Annotated in this window: 23 protein-coding genes; 15 read left to right on the top strand and 8 right to left on the bottom strand. The window is 55.0% G+C overall.

Annotation, left to right across the window (positions count from 1 at the left end; genetic code table 11):
- Nucleotides 1-72 precede the first annotated feature (72 nt).
- From skp to tilS, 11 genes are all read left to right on the top strand, one after another.
- Nucleotides 73-567, top strand: a complete 495-nt coding sequence (gene skp / locus ACMWJS_RS21705; protein ID WP_045907838.1) for a molecular chaperone Skp — start codon at nt 73-75, stop codon at nt 565-567.
- 3 nt (nt 568-570) lie between these two features.
- On the top strand, nt 571-1596 hold the full coding sequence (lpxD, locus tag ACMWJS_RS21700) for a UDP-3-O-(3-hydroxymyristoyl)glucosamine N-acyltransferase (protein ID WP_023345460.1): 1026 nt from the start codon (nt 571-573) through the stop codon (nt 1594-1596).
- Between the two features lie 102 nt (nt 1597-1698).
- A complete protein-coding gene (gene fabZ, locus ACMWJS_RS21695) occupies nt 1699-2154 on the top strand; it encodes a 3-hydroxyacyl-ACP dehydratase FabZ (RefSeq protein ID WP_010426706.1) in 456 nt (151 codons plus the stop codon).
- A 3-nt stretch (nt 2155-2157) separates the two neighbouring features.
- Entirely contained in the window at nt 2158-2946 is a 789-nt protein-coding gene (gene lpxA / locus ACMWJS_RS21690; protein ID WP_045907839.1) for an acyl-ACP--UDP-N-acetylglucosamine O-acyltransferase, read from the top strand.
- Complete coding sequence (gene lpxB, locus ACMWJS_RS21685) at nt 2946-4094, top strand: lipid-A-disaccharide synthase (protein WP_045907840.1); 1149 nt, start codon at nt 2946-2948, stop codon at nt 4092-4094. Before lpxA ends, lpxB begins: the two co-directional genes overlap by 1 nt.
- On the top strand, nt 4091-4687 hold the full coding sequence (rnhB, locus tag ACMWJS_RS21680) for a ribonuclease HII (RefSeq protein WP_045907841.1): 597 nt from the start codon (nt 4091-4093) through the stop codon (nt 4685-4687). The genes lpxB and rnhB overlap by 4 nt, the downstream gene beginning before the upstream one ends.
- Nucleotides 4688-4725: 38 nt before the next feature.
- The gene (dnaE, locus tag ACMWJS_RS21675; protein WP_045355195.1) at nt 4726-8208 is read left to right on the top strand and encodes a DNA polymerase III subunit alpha; all 3483 of its coding nucleotides are present in this window, start codon (nt 4726-4728) and stop codon (nt 8206-8208) included.
- A gap of 12 nt (nt 8209-8220) precedes the next feature.
- On the top strand, nt 8221-9180 hold the full coding sequence (gene accA / locus ACMWJS_RS21670) for an acetyl-CoA carboxylase carboxyl transferase subunit alpha (protein ID WP_008501895.1): 960 nt from the start codon (nt 8221-8223) through the stop codon (nt 9178-9180).
- 100 nt (nt 9181-9280) lie between these two features.
- Nucleotides 9281-11413 carry a lysine decarboxylase LdcC gene (locus ACMWJS_RS21665; protein ID WP_414747563.1) on the top strand — a complete coding sequence of 711 codons (2133 nt, stop codon included), beginning with the start codon at nt 9281-9283 and terminating at the stop codon, nt 11411-11413.
- 65 nt (nt 11414-11478) lie between these two features.
- Nucleotides 11479-11868, top strand: a complete 390-nt coding sequence (locus tag ACMWJS_RS21660; RefSeq protein WP_023293230.1) for a VOC family protein — start codon at nt 11479-11481, stop codon at nt 11866-11868.
- Nucleotides 11869-11926: 58 nt separating this feature from the next.
- A complete protein-coding gene (gene tilS / locus ACMWJS_RS21655) occupies nt 11927-13216 on the top strand; it encodes a tRNA lysidine(34) synthetase TilS (RefSeq protein WP_414747562.1) in 1290 nt (429 codons plus the stop codon).
- Between the two features lie 28 nt (nt 13217-13244).
- On the opposite strand, the gene rof is transcribed toward tilS, so the two are convergent.
- Nucleotides 13245-13505, bottom strand: a complete 261-nt coding sequence (gene rof, locus ACMWJS_RS21650; protein WP_024907532.1) for a Rho-binding antiterminator — start codon at nt 13503-13505, stop codon at nt 13245-13247.
- A complete protein-coding gene (locus ACMWJS_RS21645; protein WP_008501889.1) occupies nt 13492-13692 on the bottom strand; it encodes a YaeP family protein in 201 nt (66 codons plus the stop codon). The genes rof and ACMWJS_RS21645 overlap by 14 nt, the downstream gene beginning before the upstream one ends.
- 196 nt (nt 13693-13888) lie before the next feature.
- On the opposite strand from ACMWJS_RS21645, the gene ACMWJS_RS21640 reads away from it, so the two are divergent.
- Genes ACMWJS_RS21640 through nlpE form a run of 3 tightly spaced genes read left to right on the top strand, consistent with a single transcriptional unit; the run spans nt 13889 to nt 15586 of the window.
- Entirely contained in the window at nt 13889-14434 is a 546-nt protein-coding gene (locus tag ACMWJS_RS21640; RefSeq protein ID WP_196347003.1) for a YaeQ family protein, read from the top strand.
- Complete coding sequence (gene arfB, locus ACMWJS_RS21635; RefSeq protein WP_414747561.1) at nt 14431-14853, top strand: alternative ribosome rescue aminoacyl-tRNA hydrolase ArfB; 423 nt, start codon at nt 14431-14433, stop codon at nt 14851-14853. The genes ACMWJS_RS21640 and arfB overlap by 4 nt, the downstream gene beginning before the upstream one ends.
- A gap of 34 nt (nt 14854-14887) precedes the next feature.
- Nucleotides 14888-15586 (top strand): envelope stress response activation lipoprotein NlpE, encoded by a 699-nt coding sequence (nlpE, locus tag ACMWJS_RS21630; RefSeq protein WP_048028427.1) that lies wholly within the window; start codon nt 14888-14890, stop codon nt 15584-15586.
- A 47-nt stretch (nt 15587-15633) separates the two neighbouring features.
- Here nlpE and proS read toward each other — a convergent pair whose 3' ends face one another.
- The 6 genes from proS to metN form a co-directional block, all read right to left on the bottom strand.
- Entirely contained in the window at nt 15634-17352 is a 1719-nt protein-coding gene (gene proS / locus ACMWJS_RS21625) for a proline--tRNA ligase (protein ID WP_414747560.1), read from the bottom strand.
- A gap of 112 nt (nt 17353-17464) precedes the next feature.
- Entirely contained in the window at nt 17465-18172 is a 708-nt protein-coding gene (gene tsaA, locus ACMWJS_RS21620; protein ID WP_069720184.1) for a tRNA (N6-threonylcarbamoyladenosine(37)-N6)-methyltransferase TrmO, read from the bottom strand.
- Nucleotides 18169-18573 (bottom strand): Rcs stress response system protein RcsF, encoded by a 405-nt coding sequence (gene rcsF / locus ACMWJS_RS21615; protein WP_414747559.1) that lies wholly within the window; start codon nt 18571-18573, stop codon nt 18169-18171. Before rcsF ends, tsaA begins: the two co-directional genes overlap by 4 nt.
- 106 nt (nt 18574-18679) lie before the next feature.
- Entirely contained in the window at nt 18680-19495 is an 816-nt protein-coding gene (metQ, locus tag ACMWJS_RS21610) for a methionine ABC transporter substrate-binding lipoprotein MetQ (RefSeq protein WP_014168729.1), read from the bottom strand.
- A 40-nt stretch (nt 19496-19535) separates the two neighbouring features.
- Nucleotides 19536-20189 (bottom strand): methionine ABC transporter permease MetI, encoded by a 654-nt coding sequence (locus tag ACMWJS_RS21605; RefSeq protein ID WP_003856130.1) that lies wholly within the window; start codon nt 20187-20189, stop codon nt 19536-19538.
- On the bottom strand, nt 20182-21213 hold the full coding sequence (metN, locus tag ACMWJS_RS21600) for a methionine ABC transporter ATP-binding protein MetN (protein WP_023310475.1): 1032 nt from the start codon (nt 21211-21213) through the stop codon (nt 20182-20184). Before metN ends, ACMWJS_RS21605 begins: the two co-directional genes overlap by 8 nt.
- Before the next feature lie 188 nt (nt 21214-21401).
- On the opposite strand from metN, the gene gmhB reads away from it, so the two are divergent.
- Entirely contained in the window at nt 21402-21968 is a 567-nt protein-coding gene (gene gmhB, locus ACMWJS_RS21595; RefSeq protein ID WP_045907848.1) for a D-glycero-beta-D-manno-heptose 1,7-bisphosphate 7-phosphatase, read from the top strand.
- Nucleotides 21969-22291: the final 323 nt, after the last annotated feature.

The following is a 22291-nucleotide window of genomic DNA, read 5'->3' as shown; positions in this document are numbered from 1 at the left end:
TCGGTAAAACGATCGCCTTGCCACGCAAAGAACGGTACCTTCTGGTGCCAATGGGATGGTAAGGAGTTAATTGTGAAAAAGTGGTTATTAGCTGCAGGTCTCGGTTTAGCGATGGCAACTTCTGCTCAGGCAGCAGACAAAATTGCAATCGTCAACATGGGTAATTTGTTCCAGCAGGTTGCACAGAAAACAGGTGTTTCTGCGACTCTGGAAAACGAATTCAAAGGCCGTGCAAGCGAACTGCAGGGTATGGAAAACGATCTTCAGTCCAAAATGCAGCGTCTGCAGCGTGATGGTTCTACCATGAAAGCAAGCGACCGCAGCAAGCTGGAAAAAGACGTAATGGCTCAGCGCCAGACGTTCTCCCAGAAAGCGCAGGCTTTCGAGCAGGATCGTCAGCGTCGTTCTAACGAAGAACGCGGCAAGCTGGTGACTCGCATTCAGACCGCTGTTAAAGCAGTGGCTGCCGATCAGAGCATCGATCTGGTTGTTGATGCGAACGCCGTTGCTTTCAACAGCAAAGATGTTAAAGACATCACTGCTGATGTTCTGAAACAGGTTAAATAAGTAATGCCTTCAATTCGACTGGCTGATTTAGCTCAGCAGTTGGATGCAGAATTACACGGTGATGGCGATATCGTCATCACCGCTGTTGCGTCCATGCAATCTGCTAAAGCTGGCACGATTACCTTCATGGTAAGCCCTAAGTACCGTGAGCAACTGGCTCAATGCCAGGCGTCAGCTGTTGTTCTGACGCAGGACGATCTTCCATTTGCCACTGTAAGCGCGCTGGTAGTGAAAAACCCCTACCTGACGTATGCACGCATGGCTCAAATTCTTGATACCACGCCGCAACCGGCCCAGAACATTGCTGCCAGCGCAGCGATTGATGAGACGGCCAGGCTGGGTAACAACGTCGCCGTTGGGGCGAATGCGGTTATCGAATCCGGCGTTGTGCTGGGCGATAACGTCGTCATTGGCCCAGGCTGCTTCGTTGGGAAAAATACGAAAATCGGCGCGGGGACCCGTTTGTGGGCCAATGTGTCCGTTTATCATGACGTGGAAATTGGCGAAAACTGCCTCGTTCAGTCCAGCACCGTGATTGGTTCTGATGGCTTTGGTTACGCTAACGATCGCGGTAACTGGGTGAAGATCCCGCAGCTTGGTCGCGTCATTATTGGCGATCGCGTGGAGATCGGCGCCTGTACCACCATTGACCGTGGCGCGCTTGACGACACGATCATTGGCAATGGTGTTATCATCGATAACCAGTGCCAGATTGCGCATAACGTTGTGATTGGCGACAATACCGCGGTTGCAGGTGGCGTCATCATGGCGGGCAGCCTGAAAATTGGCCGTTATTGCATGATTGGCGGTGCGAGCGTGATTAATGGCCATATGGAAATTTGCGACAAGGTGACCGTGACGGGAATGGGCATGGTAATGCGTCCTATCACTGAACCTGGCGTCTATTCCTCCGGCATTCCGCTTCAGCCCAACAAGGTATGGCGTAAAACAGCAGCTCTGGTGATGAACATTGATGATATGAGCAAGCGCCTCAAGTCTCTTGAGCGTAAGATCGATCAACAAGACTAAGCGTCATCCGTTGAACGCTATTTTTCCCGGCCTGTCGGCTTTCTAATAAACCGGCAGGCCGTGTTATTATTGTTATCAGTACATTTTGACAGGAAGAGTATTTTGACTACTGACACTCATACTCTGCATATTGAAGAGATTTTAGAACTTCTGCCGCACCGCTACCCGTTTCTGCTGGTAGACCGTGTGCTGGATTTTGAAGAAGGTCGTTTTCTGCGCGCAGTGAAAAATGTTTCCGTGAACGAGCCGTTCTTCCAGGGGCACTTCCCTGGTAAGCCTATCTTCCCGGGTGTGTTGATTCTGGAAGCAATGGCTCAGGCTACCGGTATTCTGGCGTTCAAAAGCGTCGGTAAACTGGAGCCAGGTGAGCTGTATTACTTCGCGGGTATTGATGAAGCGCGCTTTAAGCGCCCTGTCGTGCCTGGTGATCAGATGATCATGGAAGTCACTTTTGAAAAAACGCGTCGTGGCCTGACTCGCTTCAAAGGCGTAGCGCTGGTTGACGGCAAAGTTGTTTGCGAAGCGACGATGATGTGTGCTCGTAGCCGGGAGTCCTGATACGTGATTGATAAATCCGCCTTTATTCATCCTACCGCGATTGTGGAAACCGGTGCCATCATTGGTGCTAACGTCCACATTGGCCCGTTTTGTATTGTTGGACCCCATGTCGAAATTGGTGAGGGTACAGTACTGAAATCTCACGTTGTCGTGAATGGTCACACGACCATTGGCTGCAATAATGAGATCTATCAGTTCGCCTCCATCGGCGAAGTTAACCAGGATCTGAAATATGCTGGTGAGTCGACCCGTCTGGAAATTGGCGATCGTAACCGTATTCGCGAAAGCGTCACCATTCATCGTGGAACAGTACAGGGTGGTGGGTTGACGAAGGTGGGCAGCGATAACCTGTTTATGGTGAATGCGCATATCGCGCACGACTGTACCGTGGGTGACCGCTGTATTCTTGCCAACAACGCCACGCTGGCAGGACACGTATCGGTTGATGACTTCGCCATCATTGGCGGCATGACCGCAGTCCATCAGTTCTGCATCATTGGTGCGCACGTGATGGTCGGTGGATGCTCCGGTGTGGCGCAGGACGTCCCACCGTATGTGATTGCGCAGGGCAACCATGCCACGCCGTTTGGCGTGAACATCGAAGGCCTCAAGCGTCGTGGCTTTAGTCGCGAAGCGATTACTGCCATCCGCAACGCGTACAAACTGCTGTACCGCAGCGGTAAAACGCTGGAAGAGGCGAAGCCGGAAATTGCCGAACTGGCGAAAAAGCACCCGGAAGTGGACGCGTTCATGGAGTTCTTTGACCGTTCAACAAGGGGTCTGATTCGTTAATGGTCGACAGTCGTCCGCTTACGATAGCCCTGGTCGCCGGAGAAACCTCCGGCGATATTCTTGGTGCAGGTCTCATCCGTGCGCTTAAGGCGCGTGTACCCAATGCTCGCTTTGTCGGCGTTGCTGGCCCGCTGATGCAGGCCGAAGGCTGTGAAGCCTGGTACGAAATGGAAGAGCTGGCCGTGATGGGTATCGTTGAGGTGCTGGGACGGCTGCGCCGTTTGCTGCACATTCGTGCCGATCTTACCCGCCGCTTTACCGAACTCAAACCCGATGTGTTTGTCGGTATCGATGCACCTGATTTCAATATTACCCTCGAAGGTAATCTGAAAAAGCAGGGTATTAAAACCATTCACTACGTTAGTCCGTCCGTCTGGGCGTGGCGACAGAAACGCGTTTTCAAAATCGGACGGTCCACCCACCTGGTGCTGGCTTTCCTGCCTTTCGAAAAAGCGTTTTACGACAGATTTAATGTTCCGTGCCGTTTTATTGGTCATACCATGGCGGATGCAATGCCACTGGATCCGGATAAAAACGCGGCGCGCGACGTGCTGGGCATTCCCCATGATGTGCACTGTCTGGCCTTGCTGCCGGGCAGCCGTGGCGCAGAAGTGGAGATGCTGAGCGCTGATTTCCTCAAGACTGCGCAAATTCTTCGCCAGACGTACCCCGATCTCGAAGTGGTCGTGCCGCTGGTGAATGCCAAACGACGCGAGCAGTTTGAGCGCATCAAAGCAGACGTCGCCCCGGATCTTCACGTCCGTCTTCTGGATGGGCAGGGGCGGGAAGCGATGTATGCGAGCGATGCCGCACTGCTGGCCTCCGGCACGGCGGCGCTGGAGTGTATGCTGGCGAAATGCCCGATGGTGGTCGGTTATCGCATGAAGCCGTTTACCTTCTGGCTGGCAAAACGACTGGTGAAAACGGATTATGTCTCCCTGCCAAACCTGCTTGCCGGGCGCGAGCTGGTGAAAGAGCTGCTGCAGGATGAGTGCCAGCCGCAGGCGCTTGCGGAGGCGCTGCTGCCGCTGCTCGCCAACGGTAAAACCAGTCACCAGATGCACGATACCTTCCGTGAACTGCATCAACTGATCCGCTGTCATGCTGATGAGCAAGCGGCCGATGCGGTGCTGGAGTTAGCAAAATGATGGAATTTGTTTATCCTCACACCCACCTTGTGGCGGGTGTGGACGAAGTGGGTCGTGGTCCGTTAGTGGGAGCCGTGGTGACCGCTGCGGTGATCCTCGATCCGGCTCGGCCGATCGTCGGGCTGAACGACTCTAAAAAATTGTCTGAAAAGCGCCGGCTGGCGCTGTTTAGTGAGATTCAGGAGAAAGCGCTGGCCTGGAGCCTCGGGCGCGCTGAGCCGCATGAGATAGACGAGCTGAATATTTTGCATGCCACGATGCTGGCGATGCAGCGTGCGGTAGCGGGGCTGAAAATCGCCCCTGAATATGTCCTGATTGACGGCAACCGCTGTCCGGCATTGCCCATGCCTTCAATGGCAGTGGTCAAAGGCGATAGCCGGGTCGCAGAAATTAGCGCAGCTTCTATTATTGCCAAAGTGACACGCGACGCCGAAATGGCCGCGCTGGACCTCACTTACCCTCAGTATGGTTTCGCCCAGCATAAGGGATATCCCACACCTTTCCACCTGGAGAGGCTGGCTGAACATGGCGCAACCGAACACCATCGGCGCAGTTTTGGCCCGGTGAAACGCGCCCTGGGACGGGTGTCCTGAATCATTACGCAAGCAATTAAGTAACGCGGAATCTGAAGATGGCTGAACCACGTTTCGTACACCTGCGGGTGCATAGCGACTACTCCATGATCGATGGGCTGGCGAAGACCGGGCCGCTGGTAAAAAAGGCGGCCTCCCTTGGCATGCCCGCGCTGGCGATCACCGATTTTACCAACCTGTGTGGCCTGGTGAAGTTCTACGGAACGGCGCACGGCGCGGGGATGAAGCCCATCGTCGGTGCAGATTTTCATGTGCAGAGCGATCTCATCGGCGATGAAATGACGCAAATCTCCGTGCTGGCGATGAACAACACGGGTTATCAAAACCTCACCCTGCTTATCTCAAAAGCCTATCAGCGCGGCTATGGCGCGCTGGGGCCGTGGATCGACCGTGACTGGCTGGCCGAGCTGAACGAAGGGCTACTGCTGATCTCGGGTGGCCGTATGGGTGACGTCGGCAAATGTCTGCTGCGCGGCAATAGTGCGCTAGTGGATCAATGCGTCTCGTTCTATGAAGAATATTTCCCGAATCGTTATTACCTGGAGTTGATCCGTACCGGCCGTCAGGATGAAGAGAGCTATCTTCATGCCGCGGTGGCGCTCGCAGAAGAGCGCGGGTTGCCCGTGGTGGCCACCAACGACGTGCGGTTCCTTGAGGCGGGTGATTTCGACGCGCATGAGATTCGCGTGGCGATCCACGATGGTTTCACCCTCGACGATCCGAAGCGGCCGCGTAATTACTCCGCACAACAGTACATGCGCAGCGAGGAGGAGATGTGTGAGCTCTTCTCCGATATCCCCGAAGCGCTGGAAAACAGCGTAGAGATTGCCAAGCGCTGCAACGTCACCGTCCGCCTCGGCGAATACTTCCTGCCGCAATTCCCGACGGGAGACATGACCACGGAAGATTTCCTGGTCGCGAAATCAAAAGAAGGTCTGGAAGAGCGTCTGGAATTCCTGTTCCCGGATGAAGAAGAGCGTAAAAAGCGTCGCCCTGAGTATGACGAACGCCTGGATATTGAACTCCAGGTGATCAACCAGATGGGCTTCCCGGGCTACTTCCTGATCGTTATGGAGTTTATCCAGTGGTCGAAGGATAACGGCGTGCCGGTCGGACCGGGGCGTGGCTCCGGTGCAGGTTCGCTGGTGGCGTATGCGCTGAAAATTACCGACCTCGATCCGCTGGAATTCGACCTGCTGTTCGAACGTTTCCTCAACCCGGAGCGTGTCTCGATGCCCGACTTCGACGTCGACTTCTGCATGGAGAAACGCGACCAGGTGATTGAGCACGTGGCCGATATGTACGGCCGTGACGCGGTATCGCAGATCATTACCTTCGGTACGATGGCGGCGAAAGCGGTTATCCGTGACGTGGGCCGCGTGCTGGGCCACCCGTACGGGTTTGTCGATCGCATCTCTAAACTGGTGCCGCCCGATCCGGGCATGACGCTGGCAAAAGCCTTTGAGGCTGAACCGCAGTTGCCGGAAATCTACGAAGCGGACGAAGAAGTCAAAGCGCTGATCGACATGGCGCGCAAGCTGGAAGGCGTCACGCGTAACGCCGGTAAGCATGCAGGGGGCGTGGTTATCGCCCCGACTAAAATTACGGATTTTGCACCGCTCTACTGCGATGAAGCGGGCCAACACCCGGTTACCCAGTTTGACAAGAACGACGTAGAATACGCCGGGCTGGTGAAGTTCGACTTCCTTGGCCTGCGTACGTTGACCATCATTAACTGGGCGCTGGAGATGATCAACGCCCGCCGCGAGAAGAACGGCGAGCCGCCGTTGGATATCGCGGCCATCCCGCTGGATGACAAGAAAAGTTTCGACATGCTGCAGCGCTCGGAGACCACCGCCGTCTTCCAGCTTGAATCCCGCGGCATGAAAGATCTGATTAAGCGTCTGCAGCCCGACTGCTTCGAAGATATGATCGCTCTGGTGGCCCTGTTCCGTCCGGGCCCGCTGCAGTCAGGGATGGTAGATAACTTTATCGACCGTAAGCACGGGCGTGAAGAGATTTCCTACCCGGATGTTCAGTGGCAGCACGAAAGCCTGAAGCCGGTGCTGGAGCCCACCTACGGCATCATCCTGTACCAGGAACAGGTTATGCAGATCGCCCAGGTGCTTTCCGGCTATACCCTCGGCGGCGCGGACATGCTGCGTCGTGCGATGGGTAAGAAAAAGCCGGAAGAGATGGCCAAGCAGCGCTCTATCTTTGAAGACGGTGCGAAGAAAAACGGCGTTGACGGCGAACTGGCGATGAAAATTTTCGACCTGGTGGAGAAATTCGCCGGGTACGGATTTAACAAATCTCACTCCGCTGCCTATGCTTTGGTGTCGTATCAAACGCTGTGGCTGAAGGCACACTATCCTGCTGAGTTTATGGCTGCGGTAATGACCGCGGATATGGACAACACCGAGAAGGTGGTAGGGCTGGTGGATGAGTGCTGGCGCATGGGGCTGAAGATCCTGCCGCCGGATATCAACTCGGGTCTTTACCATTTCCACGTCAATGACGACGGGGAGATCGTTTACGGGATTGGCGCGATCAAGGGCGTAGGTGAGGGGCCGATCGAGGCGATCATCGAAGCGCGCAACAACGGCGGCTATTTCCGCGAGCTGTTCGATCTCTGCGCCCGTACCGATACCAAAAAACTGAACCGCCGCGTGCTGGAAAAACTGATCATGTCTGGCGCGTTCGACAGGCTGGGGCCGCACCGCGCCGCGCTGATGAACTCGCTGGGCGACGCCCTGAAAGCGGCGGATCAGCACGCGAAAGCGGAAGCCATTGGCCAGGCGGATATGTTCGGGGTGCTGGCGGAAGAGCCGGAGCAGATTGAACAGTCGTATTCCAACTGCCAGCCGTGGCCAGAACAGGTGGTGCTGGACGGCGAGCGTGAAACGTTAGGCTTGTACCTGACGGGTCACCCGATCAACCAGTACATTAAAGAAATTGAGCGCTATGTCGGCGGCCACAGGCTAAAAGACATGCATCCGACAGAACGTGGTAAAATCACCACGGCTGCGGGGCTCGTGATTGCTGCAAGGGTTATGGTCACCAAGCGCGGCAATCGTATCGGCATCTGTACGTTGGATGACCGTTCCGGGCGTCTGGAGGTGATGCTGTTCACCGACGCGCTGGATAAATACCAGCAATTGCTGGAAAAAGACCGCATACTTATCGTCAGCGGACAGGTCAGCTTTGATGACTTCAGTGGGGGGCTTAAAATGACCGCCCGCGAAGTGATGGACATTGACGAAGCCCGGGAAAAATATGCTCGCGGGCTTGCTATCTCGCTGACGGACAGGCAAATTGATGACCAGCTTTTAAACCGACTCCGTCAGTCTCTGGAACCCCACCGCTCGGGGACAATTCCAGTACATCTCTACTATCAGAGGGCGGATGCACGTGCGCGGTTGCGCTTTGGTGCAACGTGGCGTGTCTCTCCGAGCGATCGTTTACTGAACGATCTCCGTGGCCTCATTGGTTCGGAGCAGGTGGAACTGGAGTTTGACTAATACAGGAATACTATGAGTCTGAATTTCCTTGATTTCGAACAGCCGATTGCTGAGCTGGAAGCGAAAATCGATTCTCTGACAGCGGTAAGCCGTCAGGATGAAAAACTGGATATTAACATCGACGAAGAAGTGCATCGTCTGCGCGAGAAAAGCGTAGAGCTGACGCGCAAAATCTTTGCCGATCTCGGCGCATGGCAGGTGGCCCAGCTGGCTCGCCATCCACAGCGTCCGTACACCCTGGATTATGTCCGCCTGGCGTTTGACGAATTTGACGAACTGGCAGGCGATCGCGCATACGCTGACGACAAAGCTATCGTTGGCGGTATCGCGCGTCTGGACGGACGCCCGGTGATGATCATTGGTCATCAGAAAGGTCGTGAAACCAAAGAGAAAATCCGTCGTAACTTCGGTATGCCGGCCCCAGAAGGCTACCGTAAAGCCCTGCGTCTGATGGAGATGGCTGAGCGTTTCAACATGCCAATCATCACCTTCATCGACACCCCGGGTGCCTACCCTGGCGTGGGCGCGGAAGAGCGCGGCCAGTCTGAAGCCATCGCACGCAACCTGCGCGAGATGTCTCGTCTGAAGGTGCCGGTCATTTGTACCGTTATCGGTGAAGGGGGTTCCGGTGGCGCGCTGGCGATTGGCGTGGGCGATAAAGTGAATATGCTGCAGTACAGCACCTATTCCGTTATCTCCCCGGAAGGCTGTGCGTCCATTCTGTGGAAAAGTGCCGACAAAGCACCTCTGGCTGCCGAAGCGATGGGCATCATTGCGCCACGTCTGAAAGAGCTTAAGCTGATCGATTCCATCATCCCGGAACCGCTGGGTGGTGCACATCGTAAGCCGGAAGTGATGGCAGCGTCCCTGAAAGCGCAGCTGCTGGCCGATCTGGCAGACCTGGACGTGCTGAGCAAAGAAGATCTGCTCAACCGCCGTTACCAGCGCCTGATGACTTACGGCTACGCGTAAGCTTCACAATTATCTGAAAAGCCGCACAATGTTGCGGCTTTTTTTATACCTGCGGTTTAGCCGGACTATGCTTAGCTAATGTTTTTTAAGGAGGAAGCCCATGAATATCATTGCCGTTATGGGGCCACACGGCGTCTTTTATAAAGATGAGCCGATTAAGGAGCTGGAGCAAGCCCTGCAGTCGCGCGGGTATCAGCTAATCTGGCCGCACAACAGTGCCGATCTGCTGAAGTTCATCGAGCATAACCCGCGTATCTGCGGCGTGATCTTCGACTGGGATGAATATGACCTCGAACTGTGCAGCGATATCAACAAGCTGAACGAATATCTCCCGCTGTACGCCTTTATCAATACCCACTCAACCATGGACGTCAGCGCCAATGATATGCGTATGGCGCTGTGGTTCTTTGAATATTCACTCGGCGTGGCGGAAGACATTGCGACCCGCATTCAGCAATACACGAATGAATATCTCGATAACATTACGCCACCGTTTACCCGGGCGCTCTTCACCTACGTGAAAGAGGGAAAATATACCTTCTGTACGCCGGGCCATATGGCGGGGACGGCCTACCAAAAAAGCCCGGTGGGCTGCCTGTTCTATGATTTCTTTGGTGGCAACACGCTGAAAGCGGACGTGTCCATTTCAGTCACCGAACTTGGCTCGTTGCTGGATCATACCGGCCCGCATCTGGAAGCTGAAGAGTATATCGCCCGCACCTTTGGGGCCGAGCAGAGCTATATGGTGACCAACGGCACCTCGACCTCGAACAAAATCGTCGGGATGTACGCCGCGCCTGCGGGCAGCACCCTGCTGATTGACCGTAACTGCCATAAATCGCTGGCGCACCTGCTGATGATGAGCGACGTCGTACCGCTCTGGCTGTCACCCACGCGTAACGCGCTCGGTATTCTTGGTGGTATTCCGCGCCGGGAGTTCATGCATGAAGCCATTGAAAGCAAGGTCGCGGCAGTGCCCGGCGCAGGCTGGCCTGTCCATGCGGTGATCACCAACTCGACCTATGACGGTCTGCTGTACAACACGAACTGGATCAAAAAGACGCTGGACGTGCCGTCGATCCACTTCGATTCCGCATGGGTACCGTACACCAATTTCCACCCGATTTACGCGGGTAAGAGCGGCATGAGCGGTGAGCGCGTGCCGGGTAAAGTGTTCTTCGAAACGCAGTCGACGCACAAAATGCTGGCGGCGTTTTCCCAGGCTTCGCTGATTCATATCAAAGGCGAGTACGACGAAGAGACCTTTAACGAAGCCTTTATGATGCATACCACCACCTCACCGAGCTATCCGCTGGTGGCGTCTATCGAAACGGCCGCGGCGATGCTGCGCGGCAATCCGGGCAAACGTCTCATCAACCGTTCGGTGGAGCGCGCGCTGCATTTCCGCAAAGAGGTTCAGCGGCTGAAAGAGGAAGCCGACGGCTGGTTCTTTGATATCTGGCAGCCGGAAGAGATTGATGAGGCGGAGTGCTGGCCCGTCCTGCCCGGCGAAGACTGGCATGGCTTCCGGGATGCCGATAGCGACCATATGTTCCTCGACCCGGTAAAAGTGACGATCCTGACGCCGGGTATGGATGAGCAGGGCAAGATGAGCGAGGAAGGGATCCCGGCCGCGCTGGTGGCGAAATTCCTTGATGAACGCGGCGTGGTGGTGGAGAAAACAGGCCCCTATAATTTGCTGTTCCTGTTCAGTATTGGGATCGATAAAACCCGGGCGATGGGGCTGTTGCGCGGTCTGATGGAGTTCAAGCGCGCCTACGATCTCAACCTGCGGGTGAAGAACATGCTGCCGGATCTCTATGCGGAGGATCCTGACTTCTACCGTAATATGCGCATTCAGGATCTTGCCCAGGGGATCCACAGGCTGATCCGTCAGCACGATCTGCCGCGTCTGATGCTTCAGGCGTTTGATGTGTTGCCGGAGATGAAGTTTACCCCGCACAAGGCGTGGCAGCGCCAGGTTAGGGGGGAGGTCGAAACCGTCGAACTGGAAAATCTGGTTGGACGCGTATCGGCCAACATGATCCTGCCTTACCCGCCGGGCGTGCCGCTCCTGATGCCAGGAGAGATGATTACCGAGGAGAGCCGGGCGGTGCTCGATTTCCTGCTGATGCTCTGTTCGGTAGGGCGTCACTATCCCGGTTTTGAGACGGATATCCACGGTGCGAAGCGCGACGAAAACGGCGTTTACTGGGTGCGAGTCCTAAAATAAGGGTGACCGCTTGCATGGTGCGGGTTTTCGGTTGTAACGTTCAGGCATCATAAAAAGGAGAAGCTATGCTGGGTTTAAAACAGGTTCATCATATTGCGATCATTGCGACCGATTACGCGAAGAGTAAGGCCTTCTACTGCGACATTCTCGGTTTTACGCTGTTGAGCGAGGCGTACCGCGAGGAGCGCGACTCCTGGAAGGGCGATCTGGCGTTAAACGGGCAGTATGTGATTGAACTGTTCTCTTTTCCTTTTCCGCCTGCGCGTCCGTCCCGCCCGGAAGCCTGCGGCCTGCGCCATCTTGCCTTCAGCGTCGATGACCTGGATAGCGCAGTAAAACATCTGGAAGCGCACGGCGTGACGTGTGAAGCAATCCGCGTCGATCCGTTCACCGACAAGCGCTTTACCTTTTTCAACGACCCGGACGGCCTGCCGCTGGAGCTTTATCAGCAGTAATCTTCGTCCTGTGTGATAATGCCCGCTCAGTTCGGGCATTTTTTATGTGTAATTCCCTATGACCTTACCCGCTATCGCACACGCCGTTTCACCGTACCGCCAGCTGCTGGTGGGGTTTAGCGGTGGCCTGGATTCCACCGTTCTGCTCCATCGCCTTAAGCGCTGGCGCGACCAGGAGCCTGACGTCCAGCTGCGGGCGATACATATTCATCACGGATTAAGTCCTCACGCAGAGGAGTGGGTGGCGCACTGCGAAGCCTTGTGTGCGGCATGGGCGATCCCGCTCCTCGTCGAGCGCGTCACGCTGGTAGAGGAAGGGCTGGGCATTGAGGCGCAGGCGCGTAAAGCCCGCTATGCCGCCTTTGCCGGGGCATTACGTGCTGGAGAAGCGCTGGTTACGGCCCAGCATCTGGACGATCAGTGTGAAACCTTTCTGCTGGCGCTTAAACGGGGCAGCGGGCCCGCGGGGCTTTCAGCCATGCCGGCGCGTTCAATATTTGCCGGCACAACGTTATTGCGTCCGCTGCTTGGCGAGACGCGAGCCTCGCTTGAAGCCTGGGCGCGAGAACATCAGCTGAGCTGGATCGAAGATGAGAGCAACCAGGATGACGGGTATGATCGTAACTTTCTGCGTCTGCGCGTCCTCCCGCTATTGAGCGAGCGCTGGCCGCATTTCGCCGACGCGACGGCAAGAAGCGCTATGCTGTGCGCCGAACAGGAAACGCTGCTGGACGAGCTGTTGAGTGACGAGCTGGCTGAACTGATTTCTAAAGACGGAGCGCTGGCGATTGCACCGCTGACAGCGATGAGCCCGGTGCGTCGCGCCGCGCTGCTACGACGCTGGCTGGCCTCTCATCACGCTGCGATGCCGTCGCGGGCGATGCTGAGCCGTATCTGGGACGAGGTTGCCCTGGCGAGGGATGATGCTTCCCCGCGCGTCCACCTGAACGGTTTTGACGTAAGACGCTATAAAGGGGAACTCTGGTGGGTAAAATCAACGCCCTGCCTGACCGATGTGGTGCTTGACTGGCTTTCTCCTGAGCTTCCGCTGATATTGCCCGCTGAGGCAGGACGTGTCTCCCTCATACCGTCTGGTCATGTGCGGCTGCCGAAGCCCGGTGAACCGGTAACGGTACGCTTTAAGGCTGGCGGCATGCTGCATATTGTCGGGCGCAACGGGGGACGCAAGCTGAAGAAAATCTGGCAGGAGTGCAACGTACCGCCGTGGCTGCGCGACTCCACGCCGCTGCTGTTCTATGGTGAAACGTTGATTGCTGCGGCAGGGGTTTTCATCACGGAAGCGGGATGGGCGGAAGACGGGGTCAGGTTTGAGTGGCAGAAAGCGTAACGGGCAGCCTGGCTGCCCGTTAGTGTCATCAGGATTCGCTCACCACGACGGTGCCGATTTGCGGGTGGCTGAAGCTGGCTATTTTATCCAGACGCAGCTCACGCGTCGCACCGGCATCTTCCACTATCAGGTATTCCACGTTCTTACGTGAAACCAGATCGTTGGCTTTCGCCTTCAACACTTCGCCATCTTTTAGCTCCAGCGTCAGTAATAAATGATGCTGGCAGGCGAGTTCGAGGTTGTCATAGTCATCACAATTGATGGGTTGATAAGTATCATTCATCGACATAATCGCTCACCAGTAAATTCGCCGCAGCATACGCTGCTTTTTCCCTGACCGACTCTGAAAGGCTCTCATCAGAGGCCACTTCATTAAGCACTTTCAATACACAGCCCAACGCGTCCGGGACATACCCCAGATCTCCGCTGGCGATTTCCGCATACCGTTTGCGAATTAACTCACAATAATTATTCACATCCCCTCCCGCCAGCGCACTGACTTACTGTGAGATATCATTAAGCCTACGAAGATAAACTCGGTTTAGCAAGGTGACTATACCATACTCATTTAAGCAATATCAGCGCCTTGATAGCGGTGTATTTATCACCCTACAACAGCCTTTTGCCGCGGTTTTCGCTACAATGAGCGCCTGATTCGAATGGAGTTCTCTCATGGCGCTGAAAGCGACAATCTATAAAGCAGTGGTCAATGTGGCCGATCTTGATCGTAACCAGTTCCTGGACGCCTCGCTGACGCTGGCACGCCACCCCTCCGAAACCCAGGAGCGCATGATGCTGCGCCTGCTGGCGTGGATTAAATACGCTGACGAGCGTCTGCAATTTACCCGTGGGTTAAGCGCAGAAGACGAGCCTGAAGCCTGGCTGCGCAACGATCATCTGGGTATCGATTTGTGGATCGAACTTGGACTGCCGGACGAGCGCAGAATGAAGAAGGCCTGCACCCAGTCCGCTGAAGTGGCCTTATTCGCGTATAATCAGCGTGCTGCAGAGATTTGGTGGCAGCAAAACAAGAGCAAGTGCGGACAGTTTAAAAATCTCACCGTCTGGTATCTGGATGATGAGCAACTGGCGCAGCTGAGCGACTTTGCCAGCCGGACCATGGTGTTGCAGGCGACGATTCAGGACGGTGCAATCTGGCTTTCTGATTCTCAGAATAATCTGGAAATTCATTTAACGGCGTGGCAACCGGCCTCATGATCGTCTTGTCCCGAAACGTCAGCATTCCGGACAACGAGCTGGAGATCACCGCCATCCGTGCTCAGGGGGCCGGTGGGCAGCACGTCAACAAGGCCTCAACAGCTATCCATTTGCGTTTTGACATTCGGGCCTCAAGCCTGCCAGAGTATTATAAAGAAAGTCTGCTTGCTGCCAGCCATCACCTCATCACCAACGATGGCGTGATGGTGATCAAAGCCCAGGAGTACCGCAGCCAGGAGCTCAACCGGGAAGCGGCCATCGCCAGGCTGGTGGCGGTCATCAAAGAATTAACGGCAGTACAAAAAAGCCGCCGGGCAACGCGGCCAACCCGCGCATCGAAAGAGCGTCGGCTGTCCTCGAAGGCCCAAAAATCCACAGTGAAAGCATTACGCGGTAAAGTTCGTCGCCCGACAGAGTGACGAAAGGGAACACAAATTTCATAAGGAATTCATTGTGAAAAAAGCATTATGGTCAGCGCTGGCAGTGAGTACGCTGTTTGCGCTTTTCGGGTGTAACAACCGTTCAGAAACGCAGGTTTTGCAACCCACGCAAACGGAAGAATTAAAACCAATGCAGCAGAGCTGGCGCGGCGTATTGCCTTGCGCGGACTGTGAAGGCATTGAAACGTCCCTGTTCCTGCAAAAAGACGGCACCTGGGTGATGAACCAGCGCTATCAGGGCGGGAAAGAGCCTTCTTCTTTTGCGACTTATGGAACATGGGCGCGTACGGCGGAGAAGCTTGTCCTCACCGATACCTCCGGCGAGAAAACCTGGTTCCGCCCTAAAGGTGACAGCATGGAGATGCTCGACCGCGAAGGTAATCCTATTGAATCCCAGTTCAACTACACGCTGGCGCCGGTGAAAGCGGCTCTGCCCGCGACGCCGATGGCAATGCGCGGGATGTACTTCTATATGGCGGATGCGGCGATCTTTACCGACTGCGCAACCGGCAAGAAGGTTAGCGTGGCAAACAATGCCCAGCTTGAGCGTGATTACGCTGTGGCGCGCGGCAATGACAGCAAGCCGATATTGCTGACGGTGGACGGTCACTTTACGCTGGAGCCAAACCCGGATAGCGGAGAGATGGTGAAAACGCTGGTGGCGGACAAAGACGCGAAATTTATTGCGGGCAAAGACTGTAACAGCAAATAAGCTGACGTAGCGCCATTAAAAAACCCCGCCTGAGCGGGGTTTTTTGTTTAGCCTTTGATGGCTTTCACCAGGTAATCAAGAATGTCGCCGGTCTTGATCATCTGTTTTTCGCCGCTGCGACGGTATTTGTATTCAATCTCGTCGCTATCGAGGTTACGGTCGCCGATCACGACGGTGTGTGGGATACCGATCAGTTCCATATCGGCAAACATCACGCCCGGACGCTCTTTACGGTCATCCATCAGCACTTCGATACCCTGCGCACGCAGCTCGGCATACAGCTTCTCGGCCAGCTCCTGTACGCGGTAAGACTTGTGCATGTTCATTGGCAGAATAGCGACCTGGAACGGCGCGATGTTGTCCGGCCAGACGATGCCGCGCTCGTCGTAGTTCTGCTCAATCGCCGCAGCTACCACGCGCGTCACCCCGATACCGTAGCAACCCATGGTCAGGATCTGGTTACGGCCATCTTCACCCTGAACGGCGGCGTTCAGCGCGCGCGAGTATTTATCGCCCAGCTGGAAGATGTGACCCACTTCGATACCGCGCTTGATCATCAGGGTACCTTGACCGTCCGGGCTTGGGTCGCCTGCGACCACGTTACGGATGTCAGCCACTTCCGGCGTCGCCACGTCGCGTTCCCAGTTGATGCCGAAGTAGTGTTTACCGTCGATGTTCGCACCAGCGGAGAAGTCGCTCATCGCGGCTACCGTGCGGTCAATAACAACAGGCACCGGCATATTCACCGGACCGAGAGAACCTGGCCCAGCATTGACCACGGCGCGGATTTCCGCTTCAGTGGCAAACGTCAGCGGGCTGGCGACCTGCGGCAGCTTCTCGGCTTTCACTTCGTTCAGCTCGTGATCGCCACGCACCAGCAGGGCAACCAGCGGGTAAGCGCTCCCTTCGGTGGATTTCACCAGCAGGGTCTTAACGGTTTTTTCGATCGGCAGGTTGAACTGCTCAACCAGTTCGGCAATGGTTTTCGCGTTTGGCGTATCAACCAGCGTCATCTCTTGCGTTGCCGCAGCACGCGGTTCTTTTGGTGCCAGCGCTTCTGCAAATTCGATGTTCGCCGCGTAATCAGAGGAGTCAGAGAAGATCACATCGTCTTCACCGCTCTGCGCCAGAACCTGGAATTCATGGGATGCGCTACCGCCGATGGAGCCGGTATCAGCCTGCACAGCGCGGAAATCCAGACCCATGCGGGAGAAGATTTTGCTGTATGCCGCGTACATTGCGTCGTACGTCTCTTGCAGGGATTCCTGAGAGGTATGGAAAGAGTAGGCATCTTTCATCAGGAATTCGCGAGAGCGCATAACGCCGAAACGTGGGCGAACTTCGTCACGGAACTTGGTCTGGATCTGGAAGAAGTTCAGCGGCAGCTGTTTGTAAGAGCTCAGCTCATTACGAATCAGGTCGGTAATGACTTCTTCATGCGTTGGGCCGAGAACGAACGGACGCTCGCCGCGATCGACGAAGCGCAGCAGTTCAGGGCCATATTGTTCCCAACGGCCACTCTCCTGCCACAGGTCAGCGGGCTGAACCACAGGCATGGACACCTCGATAGCACCGGCGTTGTTCATCTCTTCACGCACGATGTTTTCGACTTTTTTCAGGACGCGCACGCCGGTCGGCAGCCAGGTGTATAACCCGGAGGCCAGCTTGCGGATCATCCCGGCGCGCAGCATCAGCTGATGGCTGATCACTTCGGCGTCGGCAGGCGTCTCCTTCAGAGTGGAGAGCAGATATTGGCTAGTACGCATGTTGTTACGGTTCCATTTCGACGATTGGAACAGGCTGAAACACCAGCCTGACACAAAAAAAGTGGTTTAGTTTACCAGTGTGGCAAAGATGCCAAAAGAGAGGAGAACAAAATTACCTGGGTTCCAGAGCAAACACTTCAAAACCTGCCCCGGTGACGCGCCAGCGAACGTTAAAATCCAGCAGCCAGACGGCGTACGTTTTGCCTGCTTCCTCTTCTTTACGGTAGGCTGGACGCGGGTCCTGTGCCAGCACTTCGGTGATGAAATCCCGTAAGCGAGGATAGCGTTTCTCCAGTTGACCGAGCTGCGAGGCGAGCTCAGGGGTAAAATACACCGGCATATCTGCCTGTGGTGCGTCCTGGGCATAGCTTGCACGCGCGTCCGGAAGGGCTTCGGCGAAGGGTAAATAGGGTTTGATGTCGATCACCGGCGTGCCGTCGACCAGGTCCAGGCTACCTAACTCGAGTATCACCCGATCTTTCTGGCAGCGTATGCCTTTCAGTTCAACCAGCGACATGCCAACCGGGTTTGGACGAAAGGTCGAGCGCGTCGCAAACACCCCCATTCTCGCATTGCCGCCAAGACGAGGAGGACGCACGGTAGGACGCCAGCCGCCTTCCATCGTCTGGTGAAACACGAACACCACCCACAGATGGCTGAACGCCTCGAGCCCGCGTACCGCATCGGCCTGATTGTAAGGCGCAATCAGGTGAAGCTCACCGCGTCCGCTGGTGACAAGACCGGGCTGGCGGGGGACGGCGAACTTCTCTTTATAAGGAGAGTGGATAACGCCTATCTGCTCGAACTGAAATGCACTCATTTCGCCGTGATGTTCAGCGCAGAACCGATGCACACCGCCTGACGGTAGCAGCCCGGCGTGCCGCTGGTGACTTCACAGCTGTGCAGCAGGACCGCGTTAGCTTTCATTTTTGCGGCATTAATCTGCATGCGTTTACGCGCAGTCGGAATATTCGGTGGTGAGTCCTGATTAGTCGCCTGACAGGATTCGCCGCTCACTTCGCCCAGTTCACGGAACGGTTTACCGACGAGTTCGTCCGCTTTCGTGATAATGCGAACCGGCGCAGGGCGAACCACTTTCGGTTTCGCAGGCTCGGTCTTTGACGGGGTTGCCGTGCTTTGAACAGGTTCAACGGGAGATCTGCTTAGCATAGAACAGCCGCTCAGCATGAGTGCTAAAAGACAGATCGGTAAAGCACGCATAATATTTCCTCAATGGATAATCAAAACGTCAGATATTGAATCAGTTGACTGCACAAATGACAAGACGGGCATAAGCCCGTCCTGATGATATTACACTGAGGTGAGATTACCAGCCTTTAACAGCACCGCCGTTAAACACTTTGTTGGCTTCCTGGTAAACTTCGTCTGACTGATAGGCCTGAACGAATTTCTTCACGTTTTCCGCGTCCTTGTTGTCTTCGCGAGTCACGATCAGGTTAACGTACGGGGAGTCTTTATCTTCAACGAAGATACCGTCTTTGGCTGGCGTCAGGCCAATCTGGCTGGCGTACGTGGTGTTGATAACGGCCAGAGCAATCTGCGCATCGTCCAGAGAACGTGGCAGCTGCGGTGCTTCCAGTTCAACGATTTTCAGATTTTTCGGGTTCTCGGTGACGTCCAGAACGGTTGGCAGCAGGCCAACACCGTCTTTCAGTTTGATCAGGCCCACTTTCTGCAGCAGCAGCAGGGAACGACCAAGGTTAGTTGGGTCGTTAGGCACGGCAACCTGAGAGCCCGGCTGCAGTTCGTCCAGTGATTTAATTTTCTTAGAGTAACCGGCAATCGGATAAACGAAGGTGTTACCGACACCCACCAGTTTATAGCCACGATCTTTGATCTGCTGGTCCAGGTATGGCTTATGCTGGAAGGCGTTGGCGTCGATATCGCCTTTGCTCAGCGCTTCGTTCGGCAGAACGTAATCGTTGAAGGTCACCAGCTCCACGTCCAGGCCATACTTCTCTTTTGCCACTTTCTGAGCAACTTCCGCAACCTGCTGTTCTGCACCTACGATAACGCCCACTTTAATGTGGTTTGGATCCTTTTCGTCCTGACCGCAACCCACCAGTGCCAGAGAGCCGATCAGCGCGCCTACTGCTGCGAAGGTCTTTAATTTAAACGCCATGTTTTATCCTTAACTCGTAGAGTTTGTGTTGTGTGTAACGTTATTTATGCGTAACAGCCCGGACGATGCGATCGCCAGAGAACTGGATTAAGTAAACCAGCACAACCAGCAATACCAGAACGGTATTCATCACGGTCGCGTTATATCCAATATAGCCGTACTGGTAACCAATCTGACCTAAACCGCCCGCGCCTACGGCACCGCCCATCGCCGAATAACCGACCAGGGTGATAAGCGTAATGGTTGCCGCATTCACCAGCCCTGGCAGTGCCTCCGGCAGCAGAACCTTGCGGACGATCTGCATCGGCGTGGCGCCCATCGCACGGGAAGCTTCGATCAAACCGGTTGGGATTTCCAGCAGGGCGTTTTCCACCATACGGGCGATAAACGGCGCAGCGCCAACGGTCAGCGGAACGATCGCTGCCTGCAGACCGATAGACGTTCCGACGATCACGCGGGTAAACGGAATCATCCACACCAGTAAAATAATGAACGGGATAGAACGGAAGATGTTCACCAGCGCAGAGAGCGTACGGTACAGCTTCGCGTTCTCAATGATTTGACCCGGACGCGTCACGTACAGCAACACGCCGACCGGCAGGCCAATCACAAAACCAAAGAAGCCAGAGACAAAGGTCATTGCCAGCGTTTCCCAAACGCCGCGAACCAGCAGCCACATCATTGGCTCAGACATAACCCAGTACCTCTACTTTTACGTGATGTTCTTGCAGCCAGGCAATGGCTGCCTGGGTTTCTTCTTGTGTGCCGTGCATTTCTGTCAGCATGATGCCGAACTTGACGCCACCGGCGTAATCCATCTGCGCGCTGATGATGTTGTTGTTCACGTTAAAGCGACGTGCGGTTTCGGAAAGCAGGGGGGCATCAACGGACTGGCCGGTGAACTCCATGCGCAGCATCGGGACGCTGTCAGCAGCGGGTTCGGTTTTCAAACGCTCCAGATAGTCTTCCGGAATATCCAGATGCAGCGTGGACTGGATGAACTGCTGCGCCAGCGGGGTTTTCGGATGCGAGAACACTTCACTTACCGTGTCTTGCTCGATCAGTTCACCGTTGCTGATGACCGCCACGCAGTCACAGATGCGTTTCACCACGTCCATCTCGTGCGTAATAAGGAGGATCGTCAGGCCCAGGCGACGATTAATGTCCTTCAGCAGTTCCAGAATCGAACGCGTGGTTGCCGGATCCAGTGCGCTGGTGGCTTCATCGCACAGCAGTACCTTAGGATTGCTTGCCAGCGCGCGGGCAATGGCCACACGTTGTTTTTGCCCACCGGACAGATTTGCCGGGTAGCTATCATGTTTATCGCCAAGACCCACGAGGTCGAGCAGCTCGGTGACGCGACGCTTCACTTCTTCTTTCGGCGTGTTATCCAGCTCAAGCGGTAAGGCAACGTTGCCGAACACGGTGCGGGAGGCCAGCAGGTTAAAGTGCTGGAAAATCATGCCAATCTGACGACGCGCTTTGGTGAGTTCTTTCTCTGAAAGGGCGGTAAGTTCCTGGCCGCCAACTTCTACGCTGCCCTGGGTTGGGCGCTCAAGCAGGTTAACACAACGGATCAGCGTGCTTTTACCTGCACCCGATGCGCCAATGACGCCATAAATTTGACCAGCAGGAACATGCAGGCTGACGTTGTTCAGCGCCTGAATGGTTCGGTTCCCCTGCTGGAACACTTTGGTGATATTGGAAAGTTTAATCATTAGATTATTTTTATCGTATGTAAGTTAGCCGTGGCATTTTCTTCTGCCAGATACGGGTGATGACCGTAAACAAAACGGATGTTAAGGCATCCAGACGTCTAAATCAATCCAACTCTGTACGATGAGCACTTTATTGCGCTGCGATTCATGAGATACTAGTCGAACATGCCTTTTTCAGGAGCAAACCGGTGGCAAAATCAGTACCCGCAATTTTCCTCGATCGTGACGGCACTATTAATGTGGATCACGGTTACGTCCATGAGATTGATGAGTTCGAGTTTATCGAGGGCGTAATAGATGCCATGCGCCAGTTGAAAGAGATGGGCTATGCGCTGGTGGTGGTGACGAACCAGTCCGGTATTGCACGCGGTAAATTTACCGAAGCGCAGTTTGAGACGCTGACGGAATGGATGGACTGGTCACTGGCCGATCGCGGTGTGGATCTCGATGGCATCTACTATTGTCCGCATCACCCACAGGGAACCGTAGAAGAATATCGTCAGACCTGTGATTGCCGTAAGCCGCATCCGGGAATGTTCATCTCTGCGCAGGAGTTCCTGCACATTGATATGGCGGCTTCTTATATGGTGGGCGATAAACTGGAAGATATGCAGGCAGCTGCAGCAGCGGGTGTAGGCACCAAAATATTAGTGCGCACCGGCAAGCCTGTGACGCCAGAAGCTGAGAATGCGGCGGATTGGGTAATTAATAGTCTGGCCGAGCTGCCAAAAGAGATTAAAAAGCACCAAAAATAGCCTTTCTGGTGAAAAGATGAGCGGTTGAAATAAAAATGCATTTTTCCGCTTGTCATTCCTCGGCGGCTCCCTATAATGCGCCTCCATCGACACGGCGGATGTGAATCACTTCACAGACAACGCGGTCGGTTGAAGAGAAAAAATCCTGAAATAACGGGTTGACTCTGAAAGAGGAAAGCGTAATATACGCCACCTCGCAACGGTGAGCGAAAGCCGCGTTGCATTGCTCTTTAACAATTTATCAGACAATCTGTGTGGGCACTCAAAGTGACATGGATTCTTAATGTCTTCGGACAATAAATGAATACCAAGTCTCTGAGTGA

Source organism: Enterobacter sp. HK-058-C-ECC (genome assembly GCF_047531125.1).
Classification (GTDB): domain Bacteria; phylum Pseudomonadota; class Gammaproteobacteria; order Enterobacterales; family Enterobacteriaceae; genus Enterobacter; species Enterobacter quasiroggenkampii.
The sequence above is the reverse complement of the archived record's forward strand: the minus strand, read 5'-3'. Positions and strand labels throughout refer to the sequence as shown.